At 74.4% G+C, this 21,660-nt stretch carries 20 protein-coding genes and 1 riboswitch; of the genes, 10 read left to right on the top strand and 10 right to left on the bottom strand.

What is annotated here, in order from left to right; translation table 11 throughout:
• Positions 1-92 precede the first annotated feature (92 nt).
• Positions 93-240, bottom strand: a riboswitch (cobalamin riboswitch).
• Between the two features lie 256 nt (positions 241-496).
• Positions 497-1,003 carry a hypothetical protein gene (locus HCN08_RS08850; RefSeq protein WP_167982384.1) on the top strand — a complete coding sequence of 169 codons (507 nt, stop codon included), beginning with the start codon at positions 497-499 and terminating at the stop codon, positions 1,001-1,003.
• Between the two features lie 133 nt (positions 1,004-1,136).
• On the opposite strand, the gene HCN08_RS08845 is transcribed toward HCN08_RS08850, so the two are convergent.
• Genes HCN08_RS08845 through HCN08_RS08835 form a run of 3 tightly spaced genes read right to left on the bottom strand, consistent with a single transcriptional unit; the run spans position 1,137 to position 4,374 of the window.
• Positions 1,137-1,895, bottom strand: a complete 759-nt coding sequence (locus HCN08_RS08845) for an ABC-2 transporter permease (protein WP_167982383.1) — start codon at positions 1,893-1,895, stop codon at positions 1,137-1,139.
• Positions 1,892-3,442: an ABC transporter permease subunit gene (locus tag HCN08_RS08840; RefSeq protein WP_167982382.1), complete on the bottom strand. Its 1,551-nt coding sequence runs from the start codon at positions 3,440-3,442 to the stop codon at positions 1,892-1,894. Before HCN08_RS08840 ends, HCN08_RS08845 begins: the two co-directional genes overlap by 4 nt.
• Positions 3,439-4,374 carry an ABC transporter ATP-binding protein gene (locus HCN08_RS08835; RefSeq protein ID WP_167982381.1) on the bottom strand — a complete coding sequence of 312 codons (936 nt, stop codon included), beginning with the start codon at positions 4,372-4,374 and terminating at the stop codon, positions 3,439-3,441. The genes HCN08_RS08840 and HCN08_RS08835 overlap by 4 nt, the downstream gene beginning before the upstream one ends.
• A gap of 183 nt (positions 4,375-4,557) precedes the next feature.
• On the opposite strand from HCN08_RS08835, the gene HCN08_RS08830 reads away from it, so the two are divergent.
• The gene (locus tag HCN08_RS08830; RefSeq protein WP_167982380.1) at positions 4,558-5,220 is read left to right on the top strand and encodes a response regulator transcription factor; all 663 of its coding nucleotides are present in this window, start codon (positions 4,558-4,560) and stop codon (positions 5,218-5,220) included.
• On the top strand, positions 5,217-6,344 hold the full coding sequence (locus HCN08_RS08825; RefSeq protein ID WP_167982379.1) for a sensor histidine kinase: 1,128 nt from the start codon (positions 5,217-5,219) through the stop codon (positions 6,342-6,344). Before HCN08_RS08830 ends, HCN08_RS08825 begins: the two co-directional genes overlap by 4 nt.
• Before the next feature lie 21 nt (positions 6,345-6,365).
• Here HCN08_RS08825 and HCN08_RS08820 read toward each other — a convergent pair whose 3' ends face one another.
• Entirely contained in the window at positions 6,366-7,646 is a 1,281-nt protein-coding gene (locus HCN08_RS08820) for a YibE/F family protein (protein WP_322974330.1), read from the bottom strand.
• Positions 7,647-7,834: 188 nt separating this feature from the next.
• On the opposite strand from HCN08_RS08820, the gene HCN08_RS08815 reads away from it, so the two are divergent.
• Positions 7,835-8,584: a PE-PGRS family protein gene (locus HCN08_RS08815; RefSeq protein ID WP_167982352.1), complete on the top strand. Its 750-nt coding sequence runs from the start codon at positions 7,835-7,837 to the stop codon at positions 8,582-8,584.
• Positions 8,585-8,640: 56 nt separating this feature from the next.
• Here the strand turns inward: HCN08_RS08815 and HCN08_RS08810 are convergent, their stop codons facing one another.
• Positions 8,641-9,285, bottom strand: a complete 645-nt coding sequence (locus HCN08_RS08810; RefSeq protein WP_167982378.1) for a TetR/AcrR family transcriptional regulator — start codon at positions 9,283-9,285, stop codon at positions 8,641-8,643.
• Positions 9,286-9,433: 148 nt separating this feature from the next.
• Between HCN08_RS08810 and HCN08_RS08805 the strand changes: the two genes are divergently transcribed.
• From HCN08_RS08805 to HCN08_RS08795, 3 genes are all read left to right on the top strand, one after another.
• Positions 9,434-11,176 carry an ABC transporter ATP-binding protein gene (locus HCN08_RS08805; protein ID WP_167982377.1) on the top strand — a complete coding sequence of 581 codons (1,743 nt, stop codon included), beginning with the start codon at positions 9,434-9,436 and terminating at the stop codon, positions 11,174-11,176.
• On the top strand, positions 11,173-12,993 hold the full coding sequence (locus tag HCN08_RS08800; RefSeq protein WP_167982376.1) for an ABC transporter ATP-binding protein: 1,821 nt from the start codon (positions 11,173-11,175) through the stop codon (positions 12,991-12,993). The genes HCN08_RS08805 and HCN08_RS08800 overlap by 4 nt, the downstream gene beginning before the upstream one ends.
• Positions 12,994-13,100: 107 nt before the next feature.
• Positions 13,101-13,511 carry a Fur family transcriptional regulator gene (locus tag HCN08_RS08795; protein WP_167982375.1) on the top strand — a complete coding sequence of 137 codons (411 nt, stop codon included), beginning with the start codon at positions 13,101-13,103 and terminating at the stop codon, positions 13,509-13,511.
• Between the two features lie 27 nt (positions 13,512-13,538).
• On the opposite strand, the gene HCN08_RS08790 is transcribed toward HCN08_RS08795, so the two are convergent.
• From HCN08_RS08790 to HCN08_RS08770, 5 genes are all read right to left on the bottom strand, one after another.
• The gene (locus HCN08_RS08790) at positions 13,539-13,862 is read right to left on the bottom strand and encodes an ArsR/SmtB family transcription factor (protein ID WP_167982374.1); all 324 of its coding nucleotides are present in this window, start codon (positions 13,860-13,862) and stop codon (positions 13,539-13,541) included.
• A 74-nt stretch (positions 13,863-13,936) separates the two neighbouring features.
• The gene (locus HCN08_RS08785; RefSeq protein WP_167982373.1) at positions 13,937-14,818 is read right to left on the bottom strand and encodes a metal ABC transporter permease; all 882 of its coding nucleotides are present in this window, start codon (positions 14,816-14,818) and stop codon (positions 13,937-13,939) included.
• The gene (locus tag HCN08_RS08780) at positions 14,815-15,711 is read right to left on the bottom strand and encodes a metal ABC transporter ATP-binding protein (protein WP_322974329.1); all 897 of its coding nucleotides are present in this window, start codon (positions 15,709-15,711) and stop codon (positions 14,815-14,817) included. Before HCN08_RS08780 ends, HCN08_RS08785 begins: the two co-directional genes overlap by 4 nt.
• A gap of 11 nt (positions 15,712-15,722) precedes the next feature.
• Positions 15,723-16,688: a metal ABC transporter solute-binding protein, Zn/Mn family gene (locus HCN08_RS08775; RefSeq protein ID WP_167982372.1), complete on the bottom strand. Its 966-nt coding sequence runs from the start codon at positions 16,686-16,688 to the stop codon at positions 15,723-15,725.
• 191 nt (positions 16,689-16,879) lie between these two features.
• The gene (locus tag HCN08_RS08770) at positions 16,880-17,308 is read right to left on the bottom strand and encodes a Fur family transcriptional regulator (protein ID WP_167982371.1); all 429 of its coding nucleotides are present in this window, start codon (positions 17,306-17,308) and stop codon (positions 16,880-16,882) included.
• 250 nt (positions 17,309-17,558) lie between these two features.
• On the opposite strand from HCN08_RS08770, the gene HCN08_RS08765 reads away from it, so the two are divergent.
• From HCN08_RS08765 to HCN08_RS08755, 3 genes are read left to right on the top strand one after another with little or no spacing between them, the layout of a single operon-like run.
• Positions 17,559-19,091: a type III PLP-dependent enzyme domain-containing protein gene (locus tag HCN08_RS08765; RefSeq protein ID WP_167982370.1), complete on the top strand. Its 1,533-nt coding sequence runs from the start codon at positions 17,559-17,561 to the stop codon at positions 19,089-19,091.
• Positions 19,088-20,428, top strand: a complete 1,341-nt coding sequence (locus HCN08_RS08760; protein WP_167982369.1) for a pyridoxal-phosphate dependent enzyme — start codon at positions 19,088-19,090, stop codon at positions 20,426-20,428. Before HCN08_RS08765 ends, HCN08_RS08760 begins: the two co-directional genes overlap by 4 nt.
• A complete protein-coding gene (locus HCN08_RS08755; RefSeq protein ID WP_167982368.1) occupies positions 20,425-21,657 on the top strand; it encodes an aminotransferase class V-fold PLP-dependent enzyme in 1,233 nt (410 codons plus the stop codon). The genes HCN08_RS08760 and HCN08_RS08755 overlap by 4 nt, the downstream gene beginning before the upstream one ends.
• Positions 21,658-21,660: the final 3 nt, after the last annotated feature.

The following is a 21,660-nucleotide window of genomic DNA, read 5'->3' as shown; positions in this document are numbered from 1 at the left end:
GTTCGGCCGGCGAAGAGGGCGGGCCGCGGAGGAACGGCCGGCCGCCCAGGGGCGCCGACCGGGTCGTCCGTGCCGTAGTCCTCGACGGCGATCGTGACTTGCTGTTCAGCGCAGGTGGTCCGGCTCGCCCGCCTCACGGCGGGCCTACGGTTGCGGGTCAGCGCCGGACTCGGACCGGCTTCCCCTGGCTGCTGAATCGGAAATGCGCTTCATCGCACCACGCCGGACGCTGTGACGTCAACGTCGCGCACCGTCGCCTTCACCACGCCCGGCCACCCCTCCACCGCCCGCCCGTCCGCAACCTGTCCCGCCGGGTGCCGGCCTCTGCCGCGCACCGGGTCCCGTGACGGGCGAGCGGCCCGGGAACGGAGTGGCCGGAGGGGCGGGTGGCCGGAAAGCAGCACCCTGGGGTTCCGCTTGTGAACATCTCGTAGACGCATAGTTATGCGGCGGATACCGTAGACATCCCCCACAAGCACGAACCGGAGGTACGTCGATGAGCACAGCGATCAGCCGGCGTCTCGCCCGTACGGTGGCCGCGGTCGCCGCGTTATCCGGCGCGATGCTGGTCACCCCGACGCAGGCGCACGCCGCCTGGGGGAGCCAACTCCCCTTCACGGAAGTGGCCAACGTCTCGGCCGGCGGCAGCAATTACCAGGTCGGCAGCATCCACGGCTGGGTGCAGTTCGACTCCGGCGGCCAGGACGCGCGCTACTCCCTGGACGTCTGCCGGCAGAGCGCCTACGTCGTCTACGTGACGGTCGCGTACAACGCGACGCAGAACTGGTCCACCGGCGCCTGGAGCCAGACCGTCGTCAGCAACGGCACGCCGCCCTGGCAGAGCGCGACGTCACCGTGCTGGAACTCCGAGGCCACCCTCACCGGCACCATCCACGCGGCGGACCTCTCCAACTTCCACGTCCAGCTCACCGGCGGCACCTTCGTCAACGGCCAGAACCTCGTCACGGACGACGACGACTACCTCCTCACCAACCCGTACTGACCCGCCCACCGGTACGGACCTGCTCCCGGCCCGGTGCCGACCCGTACGAACCGGAGCCCGGTCCCGGCGCCACGCGCGCCCGGGCCGGGCTCCGGCCGGGAAGGGAGCGTGTCTTCCTTGCCGGGGAGGTTGTTCAGGCGTCGCGTACGCGCAGCAGCAGGCCGCCGGTCAGCAGGGCCGCGGCGGCCCATCCGGCGGTCACGCCGAGGCCGGCCCACGGGCTGAGGGGCAGGCTGCCGAGGTCGGTGGTGGCCTGGACGGCGAGTCCGGCGCTCATCGGCGCGGTCTTCTGGAGCAGCCGCTGCCAGTGCGGGTCGCCGACGGTCCGGGAGACGATCGGCAGGACGTACAGCAGGCCGAGGACGACCCCGATGCCGGCGGCGGAGTCCCGTACCGCGGTCGCGGCACCGAGGCTCAGCAGGCCGATCAGGACCAGGTAGAGGACCGTCCCGACGACGGCGCGCAGCGTCGGCCCGTGGGACAGGGACAGGGCGCGGTCGCCGGCGCCGGGCAGGATGAGCCGCCCGGCGAGCACCGACCCGAGGACGGCGAACGCACCGCCGGCGGCCACGACGCCGGTGAGGGTGAGGGCCTTGGCCGCGAGGACGGTGGCCCGCCGCGGCACCGCCGCCAGGCTGGTGCGGATCATGCCCGTGCCGTACTCCCCGCTGATGGACAGCACCGCCAGGACGGCGACCGGCGCCTGACCGAGATAGACCCCCATGAGGGCGAGCTTGGTCGTGTCGCCGCCGCAGCCGCCGGCCGTGCAGTGCGCCACCGAGGCCGCCCCGGCACCCAGGGCCACCGTCGCCGCGACGGCACCCAGCATCAGCCACAGCGGGCCGGCGACCGTCCGCATCTTCGTCCATTCCGCGTGCAGCGCCCGCCTCATGCGTCCCTCCGGTCGATGAGGACGGCCGCCACGGCCAGGCCCGCCACCGCGTAGCCGGCCAGGACGGCGAACCCGGCCCACGGCGGCAGCGGGAAGTAGCCGTAGTACGGCGTGTAGTTGGCGGCCACCTGGGCGTACGGCACAAGCGTCTGCTGGACGGCGAAGGCGGCGCCCGGCGTCACCGCGGCCACCCCCTTCGACAGGCCGGCGGGCGTGAACGGGACGGCGATCAGGACGTAGGGCAGCACCATGGCCACGACGACCGCGGTGACCGCGCCCGCGCCGTGCCGGAGGACCGCGCCGACCGCGAGGGCCAGGACCGCCGCGGTCGCGAGCAGCGCCGCGGTCCCGAGCGCCACCCGCAGTTCGGTCGAGGACGACACGGGGAAGACGTAGACGCCGTGGCCCCGGGCGAGCCGCTCGCCGAGCGGAATCGCGAGTGCCGTCCCCACCGACCCGGCGACGAACGTCGCGGCCCACAGCACGAGCGCCTTGGCCACCAGGACCCGGCTCCGCCGTGGACTGGCCGCCAGAGTGAGGCGGATCATCTTCCTGCGGTACTCCTCGGTGATGAACCGCGCTCCCACGACGACCACCGCGATCAGCGCGGCGAACGTACCGGCGAGGATGTCCCGCAGGACGCCGCCGGTCGGCAGGCTGTCGCGGACGGCGGGCGCCATGTCGCCGGCACCGGTCACCGTGAACGCGGCCCCCGACCCCGCCGACGCGGCCCCGGCCCCCGTGAACGAACCCGAGACGTTCTCCGGGTAGCCGGCGAAGGTGGGGGAGCGGGCCCCCACCTGACCGCCCGTCCAGTCGCCGCCGGCCCAGCCGCCCCGGGTGCGGAGATCCCCGAAGGCCGCCGTGGACACACTGGTGGCGGTGCCCCCGCCCTGCACAACCGGCGGCGAGGCGACGAACAGCCCGCCCTGCACGGTCGAGCCGAGCCCCCGCACCTGGGCGGTGCCCACCCCGATCCACCTCGTGCCGTCCGTCGAGGCGTAGCCGGTGACCGTGTCGCCCGAGCGGTCCAGCCGCAGCCAGCGCGGGGACCCGGCGGAGACCCGGCCGGCGGGGCCGGCGTGGTCATTGACGTAGCCGTCCTGCATCCGGACGCCGTGGCCGCCGGTGGCCATGATCGCCGCGTACGGCGATCCCTGCCGGGTGCTCTCCTTGATGACGAGCCCGGCCTTCGCCCACGGTACGGTGCCCGGCCGCAGGTCCCCGGGCCCCCGGGGGACGCTGCTGTCGAGCGCGGCGACGGAGACGGTGATGCTGCCGTTCCCGGTCAGCGGCCGGTGCACGAAGTAGAAGCTGTCGGCCACCGGCTCGCCGCCGGGCCCGACCGGCACGGGCGGCGCGCCCTTCTGGTCGCTGCTGACCCCGGTGAGCAGGGCGAACAGCACGACCATCAGCCCGGCGGCCACGATGCCGGCCACCCAGCCGCGCACGGTCCGCAGCTTGGTCCACTCCGCGTGCAGGACGTGGGCGAAGCCGTCGCGCCCGGCCCGCCGCCCGGAGCGGGACCGTACGGCCGTGCCGCTCACCGCGAGACCTCCGCGGGCGGCGCGGCGCGGAACTCGGCTGCCCCGCCGGTGAGTTCCAGATAGACGTCCTCAAGGGTGGCACGGTGCGCCGACACCTCGGAGAACGGCACCGCGCTCCGGGTGAGGAGCGCCACGATCCGTTCCGCCGCCAGCCCGGAGACGGCCAGGGTGTCCCGGCCGCTCGCCGCCACGCTCGCGCCGGCGTGAGCGAGCACCCTCGCCGCGTGCGCGGCAGCCGTGGTCCGCACGGCGACCCGGTTCCGTGAGGCGGCCGAGAGCAGGTCGGCCATGCCGGCGTCGGCGATCGCCCTGCCGCGCCCGACGACGACCAGATGGTCGGCGGTGTCCTGCATCTCGCCCATCAGGTGGCTGGAGACCAGCACGGCGCGCCCCTGAGCGGCCGACGACCGCAGGAATCCGCGCATCCAGACGATGCCGTCGGGGTCCATGCCGTTGAACGGCTCGTCGAGCATGATGATCGGCGGGTCGCCCAGCAGGGCCGCGGCGATCCCCAGCCGCTGCCGCATGCCGAGCGAGTAGCCGCCGGCCTTGCGCCGGGCCGCCGGGGCCAGGCCGACCTGCTCGATCACCTGGTCCACCCGCCGCGCCGCCAGGCCCTGCGCGTGCGCCAGCCACAGCAGGTGGCCCCGCCCGCTGCGGGCGGGGTGCAGCGCCGCGGCGTCCAGCAGCGAACCGACGTGGCTCAGCGGGCGCCGCAGGCTGCGGTACGGCGTGCCCCCGATGAGCGCGGTGCCCTCGTCGACCGCGTCCAGGCCGAGGATCACCCGCATCGCGGTGGACTTCCCGGCCCCGTTCGGCCCCACGAGACCGGTCACCACCCCCGGGCGGACGGTGAAGGACAGGCCGTCGAGGGCCAGGGTCCCCCCGTATCTCTTGCGCAGTCCCGCGACCACGATCCCCGGGGTACTCATCGCCGCCACCTCACAGTTCGACATGCACTCATGCCGCCGGTTGTACGCGGCACCCGGTTCCCGCCCGGTCGCATCGGCTGCGACCCGGCTGCGACCTGGCGTCTGGCATCGTGGACGCATGCCACCTCGACCCGGGGGCCGGTTCGGCCGCCCCGCCCGCACGGCGACCGGCGGCGAGGGGCGGTGAGGGTCCTCGTCGTCGAGGACTTCGAGATCCTCGCCCGCTCCCTCGGAACCGGGCTGCGCCACGAGGGCATGGCCGTCGATGTCGTCCTGGACGGAACCGCCGCCCTGGACCACCTCGCCGTCACCCGCTACGACGTGGTGATCCTCGACCGGGACCTGCCCGGCGTCCACGGCGACGACATCTGCCGGCAACTCGCCCACGGCCGCAGCGCCGTCCGGGTCCTGATGCTCACCGCCTCCGGCACGATCGAGGACCGCGTCGCCGGGCTCGGCCTCGGCGCCGACGACTACCTGCCCAAGCCGTTCGCGTTCGCCGAACTGGTCGCCCGCGTCCGTGCCCTGGCCCGCCGCGCGACCCCGCCGCTGCCGCCCACCCTGGCATGCGGGGACATCGCCCTCGATCCGGCCCGCCGTATCGCGCTGCGCGCCGGGCGGCGCCTGGAGCTGAGCCCCAAGGAGTTCGCCCTGCTCGAATGCCTGCTCGCCGCACCCGGCGTCGTCGTCTCCGCCGAGGAACTGCTCGAACGCGCCTGGGACTCGGCCGCCGACCCCTTCAGCAGCGCCGTCAAGCACACCATGCACCGGCTGCGGGCCAAGCTCGGCGAGCCACCCGTGATCGAGACCGTCCGCGAGGGCGGCTACCGCATCGGCTCGTCATGACCCCCGGGCGGCTCGCCGGAAGATCGTTGCAGACCCGGCTCGCGCTCGCCTACGCGGCAGGCGTCTACGCCGCCGGGGTCCTCGCCCTCGTCCTCGTCGCCGTCCCGCTCGCGGGCGTCGATGCCGCCGCACCCGTGGGCCGTTCCGCGTCGAGTACGACCGGCGGAACCGTGCACGGCGTCGGCCTGCCCCACCTCCTCACCGGATCCGCCGTCGCCCTGGTCGTGCTGGTGCCCGTCGCCCTGGCGCTCGGCTGGCTCGTCGCCGGCCGGTTCCTGCGGCCCTTGCGCGCCATCACCGCGACCGCCAGGAGCATCTCGGCCGGCGACCTCCACCGGCGCCTCGACCTCGGCGGGCCCACGGACGAGCTGACCGAGCTCGGCCACACCCTCGACGACCTGTTCGCCCGCCTCCAAGCCTCCTTCGACGCCCAGCGCCACTTCGTCGCCAACGCCTCCCACGAGCTGCGCACCCCGCTGGCCGGCCTGCGCACCCTCCTCGAAGTCGCCCTCGCCGACCCCGGCGCCGACACCGACACCCTGCGCGCGGCCTGCCGGGAAGCCCTCTGCCTCGGCCGGCACCAGGAGCGGCTCGTCACGGCACTGCTCGCCCTCGCCACCAGCGAGCGCGGAATCTCCCGCCGGGACACCCTCGACCTCGCCCACGTCGCCGAAGGAGTGCTCGCCTCCCGCCGCGACCGGGCGAAAGACAGCGGCATCGACCTGGCCGAGCACCTCGCGCCCGCCATGACGGCCGGGGATCCGGGGCTGGTCGAAAGCCTCGTCGCCAACCTCGTCGACAACGCCCTCCGCCACAACCACCCGCACGGCCATGTGGAGATCACCACCCGGAGCGACGGCACCCGGGCGATGCTCACGGTGACCAACAGCGGGCCGGTCGTCCCCGGCGACCAGGTCCAGCGGCTCTTCCACCCCTTCCAGAGAATGGCGCCCGACCGCAACGGCCGCCGCGAGGGCTACGGCCTCGGCCTCGCCATCGTCGCCGCCGTCGCCCGGGCCCACGACGCCGGCCTCACCACCGGCGCACCCCCCGAAGGCGGCCTGTGCGTCACCGTCCGGTTCCCGCACCCGCCGCCACCCGGCCGCGTCCGCCGGCGCGGCTGACGGACGGCCGCGGGCTGCCGGCTATTTGCGGTGGCGGTGGCTGCCCCCGCGGGGCCGGGACGTGCCGGCCGCTCCCGACGGCCGCCGGTCGGCGTTGACGACGAGCGCGGCGAGCAGGGTGGTCAGGGGGACGGAGGCGACCAGGCCGATGCTGCCGACGAGGGTGCGGACGATCTCCTCGGCGACCAGTTCGCTGCCGGCGACCTGCCCGACGCCGGCCCGGGCGATGGAGAACAGCAGCAGCAGCGGCAGGGCGGCCCCCGCGTACGCCATCACCAGGGTGTTGACGGCGGAGGCGATGTGGTCGCGGCCGATCCGCATCCCGGCGGCGTAGAGCGTGCGCCAGTTCGCGCCGGGGTCGGCGTCCTTCAGCTCCCATACGGCCGAGGTCTGGGTGACGGTGACGTCGTTGAGCACCCCGAGCGAGCCGATGACGATGCCGGCCAGCAGCAGGCCCTTGAGCTGGATGTCCGGGTAGAGCGTGTGGACGACGCCGGTCTCGTCGGAGGTGTTGCCGGTCAGGTGGGACCAGGAGATGAAGCCCGAGCCGAGCAGGGCGATCAGGAAGAGGGAGCACAGGGTGCCGATGACGGCGACGGACGTACGCGCGTTCAGCCCGTGGCACAGGTACAGCGACGCCAGCAGGATCGCCGAGCCGCCGACGACCGCGACCAGCAGCGGATTGTGGCCGCGCAGGATCGCCGGGAGGATGAACAGGGTCAGCACGGCGAACGACACCACCAGCGCGATCAGCGCCGTCACCCCGCGCAGCCGGCCGACGAGCACCACCACCGCGGCGAAGGCCACCGCCAGGACGGTCATCGGGAAGCCGCGATCGACGTCGCTGACCGAATACCGCAGGCCGGGCGGGGCGTTGGGCGCGTAGGCCAGGACCAGGCCCTGCCCCTTCGTGAAGCGCCGCGTCTCGTCCGGGTGGACGATCTCGGTGAACGTGGTGCCCTTGTCGGGGCCCGACGTGACCTCGATCGTCGCCTTCTGGCAGGCGTCGCTCACCGTGCCGCCCCCGGGCGGCGCGGGCGGTACGGAGCCCACGGCCTTGCAGGACACGTCGACCAGCTGGGCGACCTTGCCGTGCCGGGACTGCTGGTCAAAGCCGATCCCGGTCCGCGGGTGGCTCGGCGCGCCGCCCGGCCACAGCACGGCCAGGCCGACGACCACGGCCGCGGCGAACGGGACCAGGATCGCGGCGATGACCTTGCGCAGATGCCGCGACACCGGCGGCACCGGACCGTGCGCGTGCGTGTGGCCGAAGGCGTGCCCGTCGGACGGGGGGAGATCCACGGCCCGATCATCCCAGTCCCCGGCGGGAAGTTCCGCTCCGGCCGAGGAAAAGGCGCCCTGGTGGCGTGTCAGTGGGCCTGCGCCATTGGAATGATAACCGTTTCCGAGTGTAGATTCGCCTCGGGCACGCCCCGCGGGGCGACCGCCGATGAGGGCTTGCCCTGCGGGGGTGAAGGGCGGAGGACGGGGTGCGGGTCGGTGACGAGTGGGCCTACCGTGCCGCGCCCCGGAAGCTCGGTGGTCCGCTGGGCCGGGTGGAGGTCGTCGACGCCGACGGGTCCGCCCCGCCCGACCGGGTCCGCGTGCGGTTCCTCGACGGCTCCCGCGCCGGGGAGCTGGACTGGGTCGGCCGGCGGACTCTGCTGGCGCCCTGGCGCGAGGTCGCACACCTCGTCAGGGACGAGCACCGGGAGAGCGCCGTCGCCGCCGCCTCGCGCGCGGTCAGGGGCAGCGTCGACTTCGAGGCGGTGTCGCTGGTGCTGGGCGTCGCGCGCCCCAGGAACCGGCTCAAGCTGCGCGGCCGGATCGCCGACGCCGGAGTGCTGGAGATCCGCGACCTGGACCTGGTGGCCTCATGGCTGACGCTGAGCGCGCATCAGCTGCGCCGCGAGCCGCTGGTGTTCGAGGACCGGCGCGGCCGGTGCCTGGCGCCATGGCCCGTCACGCTCCTGGTGGCCCGCGCGGTCGTACGGGAGTTCACCGAGCAGGTGCTGGCGGAGGTCACCCGGCGCGAGCAGGGCTTGGCCCATGAGCGCCCCGTACCCACCTGGCGGCGCGCCCGGGAGCAGGAGCGGCGCGCCTTCCGGGAGGCGGTCCTGTCGCGCGTACGGGAGTGGTGCGAGCTGCGGACGCCGGCGCGCACCGACACCGCGCCGGACCCCCGGCCCGGCCGCGCCCGCCCGGGCCCGGCGCGCGACCGGCGGGGCGGCGACCGGTGAGCGGCCGGCCGGGGCCCACGAGCGCGGCCCGCTCCGCCCGGAGGCCCGCCGGCGCGTCAGGTACGGCCCGCGACCGTCTCGGGGATGCCGACGGCCCGGTGGAAGAGGCGGTCGACCGCCGTGACCAGGCGGGGCGTGTCGTCGAGGTCGGCGCGGTGCCAGACGCGGTCGAAGGTGCGGTGCAGGGCGCTGCACAGCAGCAGGGCGGTCAGTTCCGGCTCCTCGACGTCGTACGCGCCGGCGGCGATCCCGGCGGTGAGCAGGCGGGTGAGGCTCGCGACCAGGTCGTGCGGCGGATCGGCGGGGGCGCCGGAGGGCGGGGCCGGGCTGTCGACGGCGTGGTGGTAGAGCACGTCGTGGAGCTGCCGGCTGGTGGGGTGGTCGGCGAAGACGGCCCGGACCCACGCGTCGAGCCGGTCCGCCCAGTCCTGCCCCGCCGTCGCGACCGCGGCGTCCACCCGGGCCACCAGCGTCTCCTCGAAATCGCGCTGCAACGCCGCGAGCAGATGCTCCTTGGAGGAGAAGTAGAGGTAGAAGGTGCCCTTGGCGACGCCGGCCTCGCTCGCGATGTCGTCCACCGTCGCGGCGCCGACACCGCGCCGGGTGAACACCGCCAGCCCGGCGTCGAGGAGGTCCCTGCGGCGCTCGGCCTCCGGCTTGGTGCGCGGCTGCCCGCGGCGGCGGGCTGGGGTCGTGGGCACACCCTTCTCCTGACTGGTCGTTCGCGGACGCTTGCCGACCACAGCATGTCAGGCCGCCGCCGCGCCGGGCGGCCCCGCCCGCGTCGGGCACGGGTCGCGGGGCCGGCGCCCCTTGTGCCGACTGACCGTCAGTCATAACATGCGCGCCATGAGGCTTTCGGTGAGGAATCCGGTGCTGGAGCTGGCGAGCGGGGTGTGGCCGCGGATCGCCGCGGTCACCGCGCTGCGGCTGGGCGTGGCGGGATGCTACGTAGGCCAGGGCGTGCTGATGGCCCGGGTGCTGCGCGGCCTGCTGCACGGGGACGGCCTCGGCGCGCAGGCCGGCGCCGTGACCGGGGTCGCCGCGCTGGTCGCGGTCCGGTTCGCGCTGCTGTGGGCCGCCGAGGTCGCCGCGGAGCTGACCGGCCAGGTCAGCGAGGAGCGGTTACGGGCCCGGGCCTTCGACCGGCTCGCCGCACTGGGCCCGGCGTACACCGCCGGCGCGCGGGCCGGCGAGGTGCGCGAGGCGTTGAGCGAGGGCATCGACTCGCTCCAGTCCTACTACGGCGGATACCTGCCCACCCTGGTCGCCGGCCTGCTGACGCCGGTCGCCGTGATCGCCGTGCTGGCCACCCAGGACGGATGGCTGGCGCTGCTGGTCGCCGCGTTCGCGGCAGCGGCGCTGGTGCTGCCCCCGCTGTGGCAGCGGCCCCTGGTCGCCCGGAGCACGGCGCGGATGGGCGCCTACATCGGTCTCGGCGCGGAGTTCCTGGACACCGTGCAGGGCATGGTGACCCTCAAGACCTTCGGCGCCGCCGGCCGCCGGCGCCGGTCACTGGCCGAGTCCTCCGACCGGCTGGTGCGGCAGTGGATCCGGGAGATGGCCGTGGCGCTCGTGCCCGGCGGGATCTACGCGCTCGCCATCACCGGCGGACTCGCCGCGACGGGCACCACCGCGGCCGTACGGGTCGCCGGCGGCGGACTGGCGGCCGGGACGATGTTCCTGGCGCTGTTCCTGACCCGGGAGGCGCTGCGGCCCATCGGCGTCCTGGCCGGCGCGTTCCATTCGAGCTACGCCGCCCACGCCACCGCCGCCCGTATCCAGGCCCTGCTCACCGCCGAGATCGCCGCGCCGGAGCGGACCGCCCCCGGGCAGGAAGGACCGCGGCCCGCCCTGCCCCCGGGCGTCGAGTTCGACCGGGTCCGGTTCACCTACCCGGGCCGGAACCGCCCGGTGCTCGACGACTTCGGCCTGAGCGTGCAGCCGGGGCAGACCGTGGCGGTCGTCGGGCCCTCGGGCGCCGGCAAGACCACCGTGGTGTCGCTGCTGCTGCGCTTCGCCGACCCCCAGGCCGGCACGGTCCGCGTCGGCGGGGTGGACGTACGCGACCTGCCGCTGCGCGAGCTGCGCCGGACGGTCGCGCTGGTCGCCCAGGACACCTACCTGTTCGCCGGCACCGTCGCCGAGAACCTGCGCATGGCGCGGCCCGGGGCGACCACCGAGGAGGTCAGGGCAGCGGCCGAGGCCGCCGACGCCCACGACTTCATCACCGCCCTGCCGCACGGCTACGACACCGTCCTCGGCGAGCGGGGCCAGAACCTCTCCGGCGGCCAGCGGCAGCGGCTGGCGATCGCCCGCGCCGTCCTCGCGGACGCTCCGGTCCTCGTCCTGGACGAGGCCACCTCCGCGGTCGACGCGACGAGCGAGGCAGGCATCCAGGCAGCCCTCGACCGGGTCACCGCCGGCCGTACCACCCTGGTCGTCGCCCACCGGCTGTCCACCGTGCGCGGCGCCGACCGCATCGTCGTGCTCGACGCCGGACGCGTCGTCGAAGCGGGAACCCATCGAGAACTGCTCGCCCGCGACGGCGCCTACGCCCGCCTCGTCGCAGCCCAGGAGGTGGCCGCATGAGCACGACCCACACCCACACCCACGCCCACGGAGCCGCCGCCGTGGCGGAGCCGGACACCGCCGCCACCGAACCGCTGCGGCGGCCACTGCTGCGCGTGCTGCGGGAGATCACCGCCGGGCGCACCGCCCTCGCCCTGGCGCTGGCCGGCGCCGTCCTGGAGCACGGCGGCGCGATCACGAGCGCGGGCGCACTGGGCTGGGCCGTCGGCGCCGCCGCCACCGGACGCCCGGTGGGAGACCTGACCACCGCGGTCGTGATCATGGCGTGCGCGGTGCTCGCCTCGGCCGCGGGGAACTGGATGCTCGGCCACTTCGGGCACGCCTTCGCCTTCCGCAGCCAGGCCCACCTGCGGTTGCGGCTGTTCGACGCCCTGGAGCGCTCGGCTCCGCGCGTCATCGCGGGCCGCCGCACGGGCGACCTGGCCGCCGTCGTCATGGGTGACGTGGACGCGCTGGAGGGCTTCTTCGCGCACCTCGGCATCGGCGCAGTGGCCGCCCTGCTCACCGCCGGCGCGAGCACCGCCGTGCTGGGCGTGCTCTACCCGCCGCTGGCCGCGATCGCCGCGGCCGGCATGCTCGCCGCGGCGGCGCTCACGCTGTGGCTGGCCCGCCGCGGACGCGAACGCGCCGCCGCGCTGCGCTCCGACCTCGGCCAGGTCAACGCCGATGTCGTCGACGGCGTGCAGGGAGTGCGCGAACTGCTCGTGTTCGACCACGTACGGCCCTGGTACGCCCGGATCGCCGCCCGCACCGCCGCGCTGCGCCGCCGCCGTGTCGAGCACGCGCGCGTCACCGGGCTGCAGACCGCCGCGACCGACGGCCTGGTCGCCGCCACCACCGTCGGCGTGCTGCTCACCGTCGTGGCCGCGACCGCCCGCGGGGACCTGCCCTTCACCTCCGCGACCATGGCGATCACCCTGACCGTCGCCGCGTTCGCCCCGGTGACCGCCGCCGTCGGCATGGCCGGCCCGCTCGCGCCGCTGCGGGCCGGCGCCCGCCGTGTCCTGCGGCTGCTCGCCGAACCCGCGCAGGTCTCCGACACCGCCGGCCGCCCCCTCGACGTGACCGGGACCGGCATCCGCTTCGAGCAGGTCGGCTTCGCCTACCCCGGCACCGGCGCCGCGGGCGACGAGGGCAGGCCGGCACTCGACGGGCTCGACCTCGACATCCCCGCCGGGCGGATGACCGCACTGGTCGGCCACTCCGGCGCGGGGAAGTCCACCTGCGTCAACCTCCTGCTGCGGTTCTGGGACCCCGACCGCGGCAGGATCACCCTCGGCGGCCACGAGCTGCGCCGCTTCCCGCTCTCCCAGCTGCGGCAGCTGGTCGGCGTCGTCCCGCAGGACGTCTACCTTTTCGCCGGCACCGTCGCCGACAACCTCCGCCTCGCGCGCCCCGACGCCACCGACGAGGAGCTGCGGTCGGCCGCCCGCGCCGCGAACGCCGACGCCTTCGTCCAGGACCTCCCCCAGGGCTACGACACCCCGGTCGGGGAACGCGGGGCCATGCTGTCCGGCGGCCAGCGGCAGCGGCTGGCGATCGCCCGGGCCGTGCTCGCCGACACCCCGGTCCTGGTCCTGGACGAGGCCGCGTCCAACCTCGACGCCCACAACGAGCGCCTGCTCCAGCAGGCCGTCCAGGCCGTCCGCGGCGACCGCACCCTGATCGTCATCGCCCACCGGCTGTCCACCGTCCGCGCCGCCGACCATGTCGTCGTCCTCGACCACGGACACGTGGCCGAGACCGGGACCCACGACGAACTCCTCGCCCGCGGCGGCCGGTACGCCGACCTCATGGCGGGCCAGCTCGCCACCTGACCGCTCCTCCCACGTGGGATCCATTTCCATATGGTAAAGTTCGCATGTGACAATATCCGCGGACGGACGCCAGGGGCCCACGTGGTGAGCGTGGTGAGGGAGGTTCGATGAGTACCGCCGAGCAGCCGGTGCGCAGCCGGTCGACCCGCCAGCGTGCGGCCGTCGAAGCCGTCCTGCGGGAGACCGGGGAATTCCGCAGCGCGCAGGAACTGCACGACCTGCTCAAGCTGCGCGGCGACTCCGTGGGGCTGACCACCGTCTACCGGACGCTGCAGGCCATGGCGGCGGCCGGTGACGTCGACGTGCTGCGGACCGCGGACGGGGAGTCGGCCTACCGGCACTGCTCGCGGGGCCACCACCACCATCTGGTGTGCCGCCGGTGCGGCAGGACCGTCGAGGTGGACGGGCCCGCGGTGGAGAAGTGGGCGAGCGCCGTCGCCGCGGAGCACGGCTTCGTCGAGGTGTCGCACACCGTCGAGGTCTTCGGCACCTGCGCGGTCTGCGCGAAGGCCGGCTGAGCGGGGCTTGCGGGCGCGGCCCGTCCGCTACTCCTGGGCGTGGCGGATCGCGTCGAGGACGATGTGCGCGATGTGCGTGTCGGTGAGGGTGTACTCGATCTCCCGCGCCTCGCGGCGGGCGGTGACGATATGCGCGGCGCGCAGCACCCGCAGGTGCTGGGAGACCAGGGGCTGGGGGGCGCCGAGGGCGGCGACGAGTTCATGGACCCGCCGGCCGCCCCCGGCCAGTTCGCTGACGATGCCGAGCCTGAGCGGCGAGGCCAGCGCCTTGAGCAGCTCGGACGCCGCGAGCAGCGCGTCCTTCCGGCTGCTGCCGTCGACCGGCCCCGGCTGAGGCGAACCGTCTGGCATATGCATACATTACCATGTGAAAATGGGTCTCATCTGCCTTGGCCCGCCCGGCCGTTCACCCGTCCCGTCGCCGCTCAGGCGGGCTGCGGGACGACCCCGCGGCTGCCCCACCGCCGGGTCCGGTAGCGGCCCACCAGCCGGCAGCCGACGTAGATGGCGAACGAGATCGTCGTCACGTAAGGGCTGATGGGAACGCTGCTGCCCAGCGCGAGCAGGATGCCGCCCTCGATCGAGGCCACGGCGAAGACGACGCTGAGCACGGGCAGCAGGATCGGGGAGGCCGTGACGCGGGCGGCAGCCGCCGCCGGGGTGACGATGAGGGTGAGGACGAGCAGCGCGCCGACCACCTGCACCGACAGGGCCACGGTCAGCCCGAGCAGCAGCATGAAGACGAAGGACAGCGCGCGCACCGGTACGCCCCGCGCCTCGGCGACGTCCGGGTCGGCGCTGGCGAAGGACAGCGGGCGCCAGATGAGCGTCAGGACGACGAGGACCAGCGCGGACGTGCCGAGCAGCCAGGTCATCTCGGGGGTGTCGACGGCGACGATCTGCCCGGTGAGCAGGCCGAACTTGTTGGCCGCCCGGCCCTTGTAGAGGGCGAGGAAGAGCACCCCGAGCCCGAGGCCGAAGGGCATGAGGATGCCGATCACCGAGTTGCGGTCCCTGGCCCGTGCCCCCAGCACGCCGATCGCCCCGGCCGCCAGCAGCGAGCCGACGATCGAGCCGGCCACGATGTTGACGCCCATCAGCAGCGCGGCCGACGCGCCCGCGAAGGACAGCTCGCTGATGCCGTGCACCGCGAAGGGCAGGTCGCGCATGGTGACAAAGACCCCGGCCAGGCCGCCGACCAGGCCGAGCGCGGCGCCGGCGATGAGCGAGTTGCGCACCAGCGCCAGCAGCTCACCGTAGTTGTCGAAGGCGAAGATCTGGTGCCAGATCCCGTCGGCGAGCATCATGGCCGCACTCCGTCGCTCGTGTGGGACCCGGTGGTCCCGGTGGTCTCATGGCCGGGGTGGTGCGGGGGCGCGGCCACCTCGTCCGGCGCCCCCACGACGACGACCCGGCCGCGGACGCGGACGACGTCGACCTGGGTGCCGTACAGCTGGGAGAGCGACTGCGACGACAGGACCTCGTCCGGTGTGCCGATCCGGTGACCGCCCCGGGCCAGGTAGAGAACCCGGTCCGCCATGCCGAGCACCGGGTTGATCTCGTGGGTGACGAAGACCACGCCCGTGCCGTGGGAGCGGCGCCGGGCGTCCACCAGCTCGGTGATGGCGCGCTGGTGGTTGAGGTCCAGGGACAGCAGCGGCTCGTCGCACAGCAGGATGCGCGGATCGGTGGCCAGCGCCTGCCCGATGCGTACGCGCTGCCGCTCGCCGCCGGAGAGCATGCCGACGGGGACGTCGGCGTAGGCCGACGCCCCCACCGAGGCGAGGACGTCGTCCACCCGGCGGCGTACCGCCTCGGTGCGCCGCCACGGCCCGAAGCGGTGCCCGTCCATGCCGAAGCGCACGAGGTCGCGGGCACGCACCATCGCCTGCGCGGACAGCGCGGCCTGCTGCGGCACGTAGCCGATGTGCCGGCCGCCCTTGTGGGCGGCCCGGCCGAGCACCGTCAGGGTGCCGGCGGACAGCGGCTGCCGCCCCAGCAGGGCGCGGACCAGGCTGCTCTTGCCCGACCCGTTCGGTCCGAGCACGGCCAGGAACTCCCCGGGCCGCAGGTCCAGATCGAGTCCCTGCCACACCAGGCGCTGCCCGTAGGACACGGCGGCGCCGCGCAGGCTGAGCAGCGGCGCGGTGTCGCCGGAGGTGCCGTCCTGGCTCCGGCGGGCCTGGGGTACGGGAGCCACAGCCGCTCGTCTCACTGGGCGAGCGCGCTCGCGAGCGCGTCGACGTTCGCCGTCATCCAGCCGAGGTAGTCCTTGCCGTCGGGCAGCGTCTCGGTCACCGGGACGACCGGGATGCCGGCCGCCTTCGCCGCGTCCTTGACCTTCTCCGTCTGCGGTCCCGAGGTCTGCGCGTTGTAGACCAGCGCCTTGACCTGCTTGCCTCTGTAGAGGGCGAGGGTCTCCTGCAGCACCTTCGGGGACACGTCGCTGCCCTCCTCGATGCCCTCGCTGAACTCCTCGGGCGTCTTGTTGACCAGCCCGCTCGCCGCGGTCATGTACAGCGGTACGGGCTCGGTGATGCCGATGCCCTCGCCGCCGTGCTGCTGCTTGATCTGCGCCTCCTTGGCCTCCAGCGGCGCGAGCTGGTCCTTGAAGGCCGCGGCGTTCGCGGTGAACGCGGCGGCGTCGCCCGGGTCGGCCTTGCCCAGCGCGGCGGCGATGCTGTCGGCGAGCTTGGCGACGGTCGGGAAGTCGTACCAGACGTGCTCGTTGAGTTCGCCGCCCTCCGGGGCGGTCTTCCCGGAGACCTCGACGGCGTTGATCACCTCGGCGGAGGAGTTGCCGCTCTTGAGCATCCGGTCGATGAAGTCGTCGTAGCCGCCGCCGTTCTCGATCACGACCTTCGCCTTGGACAGGGTCAACTGGTTCTGGGTGTTGGCCTCGTAGGAGTGCGGGTCCTGGTCGGGGTCGCTGATGATCGAGGTGACGTCGACCTTGTCGGCGCCTATCCGCCCGACGATGTCGCCGTAGACGTTCGTCGAGGCGACCACGGCGATCCTGGACGCGGGGGCGGAAGCCGGCGACGAGGCCGAGGACGAGGCCGACGGGGAGCCGTCGTCGCTTCCGGAGTCCGACGAACTGCCGCAGCCTGCCACAAGGGCCAAGGACGCGCCGGCGCCGACGATGAGCGCCAGGCTGCGGGACGGGGACGAGTGCATGGGTCCTCCACGACGGACTCGGTACGGAACTCTTCACGTGCGGGCCCGGCCGTGGTGGGGCCGGGCAGCGATCACGTTAGATGAAAATGAATGTCACGACCATACCAGAACCCGCTGATATGAAAATCGTTGCCAAGACTTGATGCACTCGCCGGCGCTCGCCGCGTGCGCGCCGCCTGCCCGCCGGGTGCTCACCGGCCGGCCGGCGGCCGGCAGTCCCGGCAGACCCCGGTGAGCTCCACGGTGTGCTCGAGCTCGGCGAACCCGGTGGCGGCGGCCACCGCGCCCGCCCACTGCTCCACCGCGTCGGAGTCCAGGGCCAGGCTGAGGCCGCAGTGCCGGCAGACCAGGTAGTGGCGGTGCCCGTCCGAGGGGCGCAGGCGGTAGAGCCGCTCGCCGGACCTGTCCCGTACGACGTCGACGAGGCCGCGCCGCTCCAGGGTCTGCAAGGTGCGGTAGACCGTGGTCAGCCCGGCCGTCGAGCCGTCCTTCGCCAGCGCGTCGTGCAGTTCGCGCGCGGAGGTGAAGCCGGGGCGGTCGCCCAGGGTGCGCAGTACGGCGTTGCGCTGCCGGGTCGCGCGCCAGGCCGGCGGCGGCCCGGCGACTGGTGGGTCGTGCATGGCGCGCTTACCTCCGCTGGTGCTGGGAGTGGTCCACATCGCACGGTAATTGAACATGGTTTCCATGACTATGTGAATGGACGGATGTCCGGTGCGTGCCCGCCCCGGCGCCAAGGCCGCTCCAGGGGGCGGCTCTTGACAGGCTGTCACCTGCGTGATCATGTTGTTGTGATATTCGTTTCCAATTGGCGTTGACGGGCGCGGCGGTACCGCCGCCCGCCCGTCCGCCGCGCGGAAGGAGCTACCGGCCTTGGTCCAGCCGCTCTACCTCAGGCCGCGGGCCGAGGAGCCGCTCGCCTCGCTGCTGGCGGACGGGGCCCTGCTGCACTCCCTGGCCGACGGCCTCGGTTCCCCGCTCAACGTCCTCGCCCCGCAGCGCGCGGTGGACAACGCCGGCGCCTTCCTCGCGGTCTACCGCCGCCACCGCCTCGGCGGCCGGGTGTACTTCGCGCACAAGGCGAATCGTTCCAGCGCGCTGCTGCGCGAACTGGCGGCGGCCGGGCCGCGGATCGGCGCGGACGTCGCCTCCGTCGCGGAGCTGTCGCACGCGCTGGGGTGCGGGTTCACCGCCGACAGGATCATGGCCACCGGCCCCAAGGACGCGCGGTTCCGGTGGCTCGCCGCCCGGGTCGGCGCGACCGTCAACATCGACTCGCCGGGCGAGCTGGAGCGCCTGGCCGCGCTGGTGCGCACCTGCGGCTTCGCTCCGGTGCCGGTCGTGCTGCGGCTGAGCGCGTTCGAGGAGGGCCGCGGCTCCGCCGGCGGCGTACGGCTGCTCGCCCGGCGCAGCCGCTTCGGCACCCCGGCCGGCGAGGCGGACGCCCTGGTGGCCGCCGCGGCACGGCACCGCGACGCGGTGGAGCTGACCGGGATCGGCTACCACCTGGACACCGTGGGCCTGGACGAGAAGGTGCGGGCGCTCGAACGCTGCGTGGAGGTGATGGACTCCTGCCTCGCCCACGGCCTGCACCCCCGCGCGGTCGACGTCGGCGGCGGCTTCGGCGTCGGCTACGTCGAGGACGCGGGGGAGTGGGACCGCTGGACGACCGCGCTCACCGACGCCGTCAGAGGCGCGAGGCCGCCGCTCACCTGGCGCGGCCACGGGTACGGGCTGCGGCACGAGAACGGCACCGTGCGCGGCGCCGCCGCGCTCTACCCCGCACATCGCGCCGTCTCGGGACCGGCCTACCTCGACGAGCTGCTGCGGCACACCGCCCCGTCGTTCGGCCGCCCGGCGGCCACCTTGCTGCTGGAGCACCTGCACGAGCTGCACACCGAGCCGGGCCGCGCCCTGGTCGACCAGTGCGGGCTGTCGCTGGCCCGCGTGGTGGAGGTGCGCCCGGCCCCCGGCGGCGACGGCGAGCGCATCGTGCGGCTCGCGGCCAACGCCGGCGACATCAGCCTGGAGGAGCACGGCGTCCTGGTGGACCCGGTGCTGGTGCCGCGCGGGCCCGGCGGAGCGCCGCCGGGCGAGCCCGCGGGGGTGTACCTGGCCGGCAATCTGTGCCTGGAGGCCGATCTGCTGACCCGCCGCAAGGTCTTCCTGCCGCGCCTGCCCCGCCCGGGCGACCTGCTGGCCTTCGTCAACACCGCCGGCTACGCGATGGACTTCCGCGCCCACCGGGCGCAGATGCAGCCGGCCGCCCGCACCGTCGCGGTCCGGCGGCACGGCGACGGCTGGCGGTGGTGCCCGGACGAGGACTACTGGCCGGCGGGCGGCACGGACGAGGACGGGGCACCGCAGCAGGAGCGCGAGCGGCGGCCGGAAGGGGAGCGGGCGTGAGGTACGACAGCATCACCGAGGCCATCGGCAACACCCCGCTGGTGCGCATCGATCCGGCGGTGCACGGCCTGCGGCACATCGACCTGTACGCCAAGCTGGAGATGCTCAACCCCTTCGGCTCGGTCAAGGACCGGCCGGCCTGGCACATGGCGCGCCCGCTGCTCGCCGAGGCCGCCGCGACCGGCCGGGGAACGGTGGTCGAGCTCTCCAGCGGCAACACCGCCAAGGCCCTGGCGCTGCTGGCCGGTATGCACGGGCTGGGCTTCAAGAGCGTCACCAACCGCATGCGGGTGCCCGAGGTCAAGGAGCTGCTCCTGCTGCTCGGCGCGGAGATCGAGGAACTGCCCGGCCGCAGCGAGTGCCTGGACCCGACCGACACCGAGGACCCGCTCACCCGCTTCCACCAGGCGCTGTCCGAGCCCGGCGGCAGCTATCTGCACACCGACCAGTACTACAACCCGCTCAACGTGGAGGCGCATGCCGCCGGCACGGGTCCGGAGATCGTCGCGGACCTGGACGGGAAGGCGCCGGACTGGTTCGTGGCCTGCGTCGGGACCGCCGGCTCCTCCACCGGCGTGGCCAAGGTGCTGCGCGCCCAGGACCCGTCGGTAAAGGTGCTGGGCCTGGTCGCCGACAAGTCCGACTTCATCCCCGGCATCCGCACCATCGACGAGGTCCACCAGGTGGGCCTGTTCGACCCCGGGACCTACGACACCATCGAGCCGGTGACCTCCCAGGAGGCCATCGACGGGATGCTCACCCTCATCCGCCGCTGCGGCATCCTGTCCGGGCCGACCGGCGGCGCCGCCTACCACGGCGCGGTACGCCGGCTGCGCCGGGTGGACGCCGGACTCGGCGGCGACGAGCGCCGGGCGGCCGTCTTCATCGTCTGCGACCGGGCGGAGAGCTATCTCAGCTACGTGCGTGCCCGGCGCCCGGAGCTGCTGGGCGCCGCCACCCGCGCCGCCGCGCCCCTCACCTCGCCCGACGACGTACCGCCGCGAGAGCCGGTGAAGGTCGTCGAGGTGGCGGAGGCCCGGGAGTGGCTGGGCGGCGCGGAGTCCCGGCCGCTCGTGGTGGACCTGCGCGGCCCGCACGCCTACGCCGCCCTGCACATCGAGGGCTCGGTGAACATCGTCGACGAGCTCTTCGACGAACTGCTGCGCGGCGGCCTGCCGTTCAGCAAGAGCCGGCCGGTGCTGCTGGCCTGCCCGGTCGGCGAGAAGTCCGTACGGTATGCCGCCCTGCTCACCCGCATGGGCCATCCGGACGTCCGCAGCCTCGCCGGCGGCATCGTCGGCTGGCGCGACGCGGGCGCGCCCCTGGTGCACGAGTGAGCGCCGCCGAGCCCGCACCGGGCGGCCGGCGGGAGGAAGAGGACGAGCTCGCCGGCTGGCAGCGGGACCTGCGGCGGCAGTTCCCCATCGTGACCGGCCACCCCGGCCTGGCCTACCTCGACAGCGCCGCCACCTCGCAGAAGCCGCAGGCGGTCCTGGACGCCGTGCACGCGTACCTGACCACCACCAACGCGAACGCCGGGCGCGGCACCTACCCGTGGGCCAACGAGACGACCCGGATGGTGGAACGCACCCGCCGCCGCGTCAAGGACTTCCTCGGCGACCCCGACCCCGACCGCTCCTCCGTGCACTTCACCAGCGGTACGACGGAGGGCCTGCGGATCATCGCCCGCGACTGGCTCACCACCCACCTGGCCGACGGCGACGAGATCTTCGTGCCCTTCACCGACCACCGCGCCAACCTCGACCCCTGGCGGGAGGCGCAGGCGCTGCTCGCCGCCCGCGGCGTGCGGGTACAGGTGCGGGCGCTGCCCGTGCAGGCGGAGTCCTTCGACTACGACCACCGGGCCCTTGCCGCCCTGGTGGGGCCGCGCACCCGGTTCGTCGCGGCCACGCACGTCCACCACGTCTACGGCGGCGACATGAACGTCCAGCGCATCCGCGCCGCGGTCGGCCCCGACGTGCCCATCTGCCTGGACGCCGCGCAAAGCGTCGGGCACCAGCCGATCCGGCTCGGCCCCGGCGGCCTGGACGTCGACTTCGTGGTCTTCTCCGGCCACAAGGCACTCGCGCTGCCCGGCACCGGGGCGATCTGGGCGCGCGGCGCCCGCGGGCCCGCCCTGCGCCCCGGCGGCTGGCCGGGCACCCCCAACACGGTCGGCATCGCGTCGCTTGCGGCTGCCCTGGACTGGCTCGACGCGGCCGGCCCCGAGCGCATCGCCGACTGGACCACCGCGCTGGCGACCCGGCTCACGGACCGGCTGCGGCACCTGCCGGCGTACGAGATCCTCGGCTGCCAGGCGAGCCTGGGCGCCGACACCGCGCTGCCGCCGCAGCAGCGCCGGCGCGGCATCGTCTCGCTGCGGCACCGCGGCATCCCCTCCGACGACCTGGGGTTCGTCCTGTTCAGCCACGGGTTCATGGTGCGTGCCGACAGCCTGTGCCAGTCGGGCGCGGACGACCGCGCGGTGGTCCGGGTCAGCCTGCACGTGTACAACACGGAAGAGGAGGTCGAGCGGCTCGCCGGCGTGCTCGCCACGCTGAGCTGAGTT

Origin of the sequence: Actinacidiphila epipremni (assembly GCF_012034175.1) — a bacterium.
Taxonomy (GTDB): Bacteria; Actinomycetota; Actinomycetes; order Streptomycetales; family Streptomycetaceae; genus Actinacidiphila; species Actinacidiphila epipremni.
This window is presented reverse-complemented; position numbering and strand designations above follow the sequence as displayed.

Coding starts and splice junctions, on each gene's coding strand:
- HCN08_RS08825 (WP_167982379.1), top strand. CDS start 5,217: ATGACCCCCGGGCGGCTCGCCGGAAGATCGTTGCAGACCCGGCTCGCG.
- HCN08_RS08845 (WP_167982383.1), bottom strand. CDS start 1,895: ATGAGGCGGGCGCTGCACGCGGAATGGACGAAGATGCGGACGGTCGCC.
- HCN08_RS08795 (WP_167982375.1), top strand. CDS start 13,101: ATGAGTACCGCCGAGCAGCCGGTGCGCAGCCGGTCGACCCGCCAGCGT.
- HCN08_RS08850 (WP_167982384.1), top strand. CDS start 497: ATGAGCACAGCGATCAGCCGGCGTCTCGCCCGTACGGTGGCCGCGGTC.
- HCN08_RS08770 (WP_167982371.1), bottom strand. CDS start 17,308: ATGCACGACCCACCAGTCGCCGGGCCGCCGCCGGCCTGGCGCGCGACC.
- HCN08_RS08790 (WP_167982374.1), bottom strand. CDS start 13,862: ATGCCAGACGGTTCGCCTCAGCCGGGGCCGGTCGACGGCAGCAGCCGG.
- HCN08_RS08800 (WP_167982376.1), top strand. CDS start 11,173: ATGAGCACGACCCACACCCACACCCACGCCCACGGAGCCGCCGCCGTG.
- HCN08_RS08805 (WP_167982377.1), top strand. CDS start 9,434: ATGAGGCTTTCGGTGAGGAATCCGGTGCTGGAGCTGGCGAGCGGGGTG.
- HCN08_RS08835 (WP_167982381.1), bottom strand. CDS start 4,374: ATGAGTACCCCGGGGATCGTGGTCGCGGGACTGCGCAAGAGATACGGG.
- HCN08_RS08785 (WP_167982373.1), bottom strand. CDS start 14,818: ATGATGCTCGCCGACGGGATCTGGCACCAGATCTTCGCCTTCGACAAC.
- HCN08_RS08775 (WP_167982372.1), bottom strand. CDS start 16,688: ATGCACTCGTCCCCGTCCCGCAGCCTGGCGCTCATCGTCGGCGCCGGC.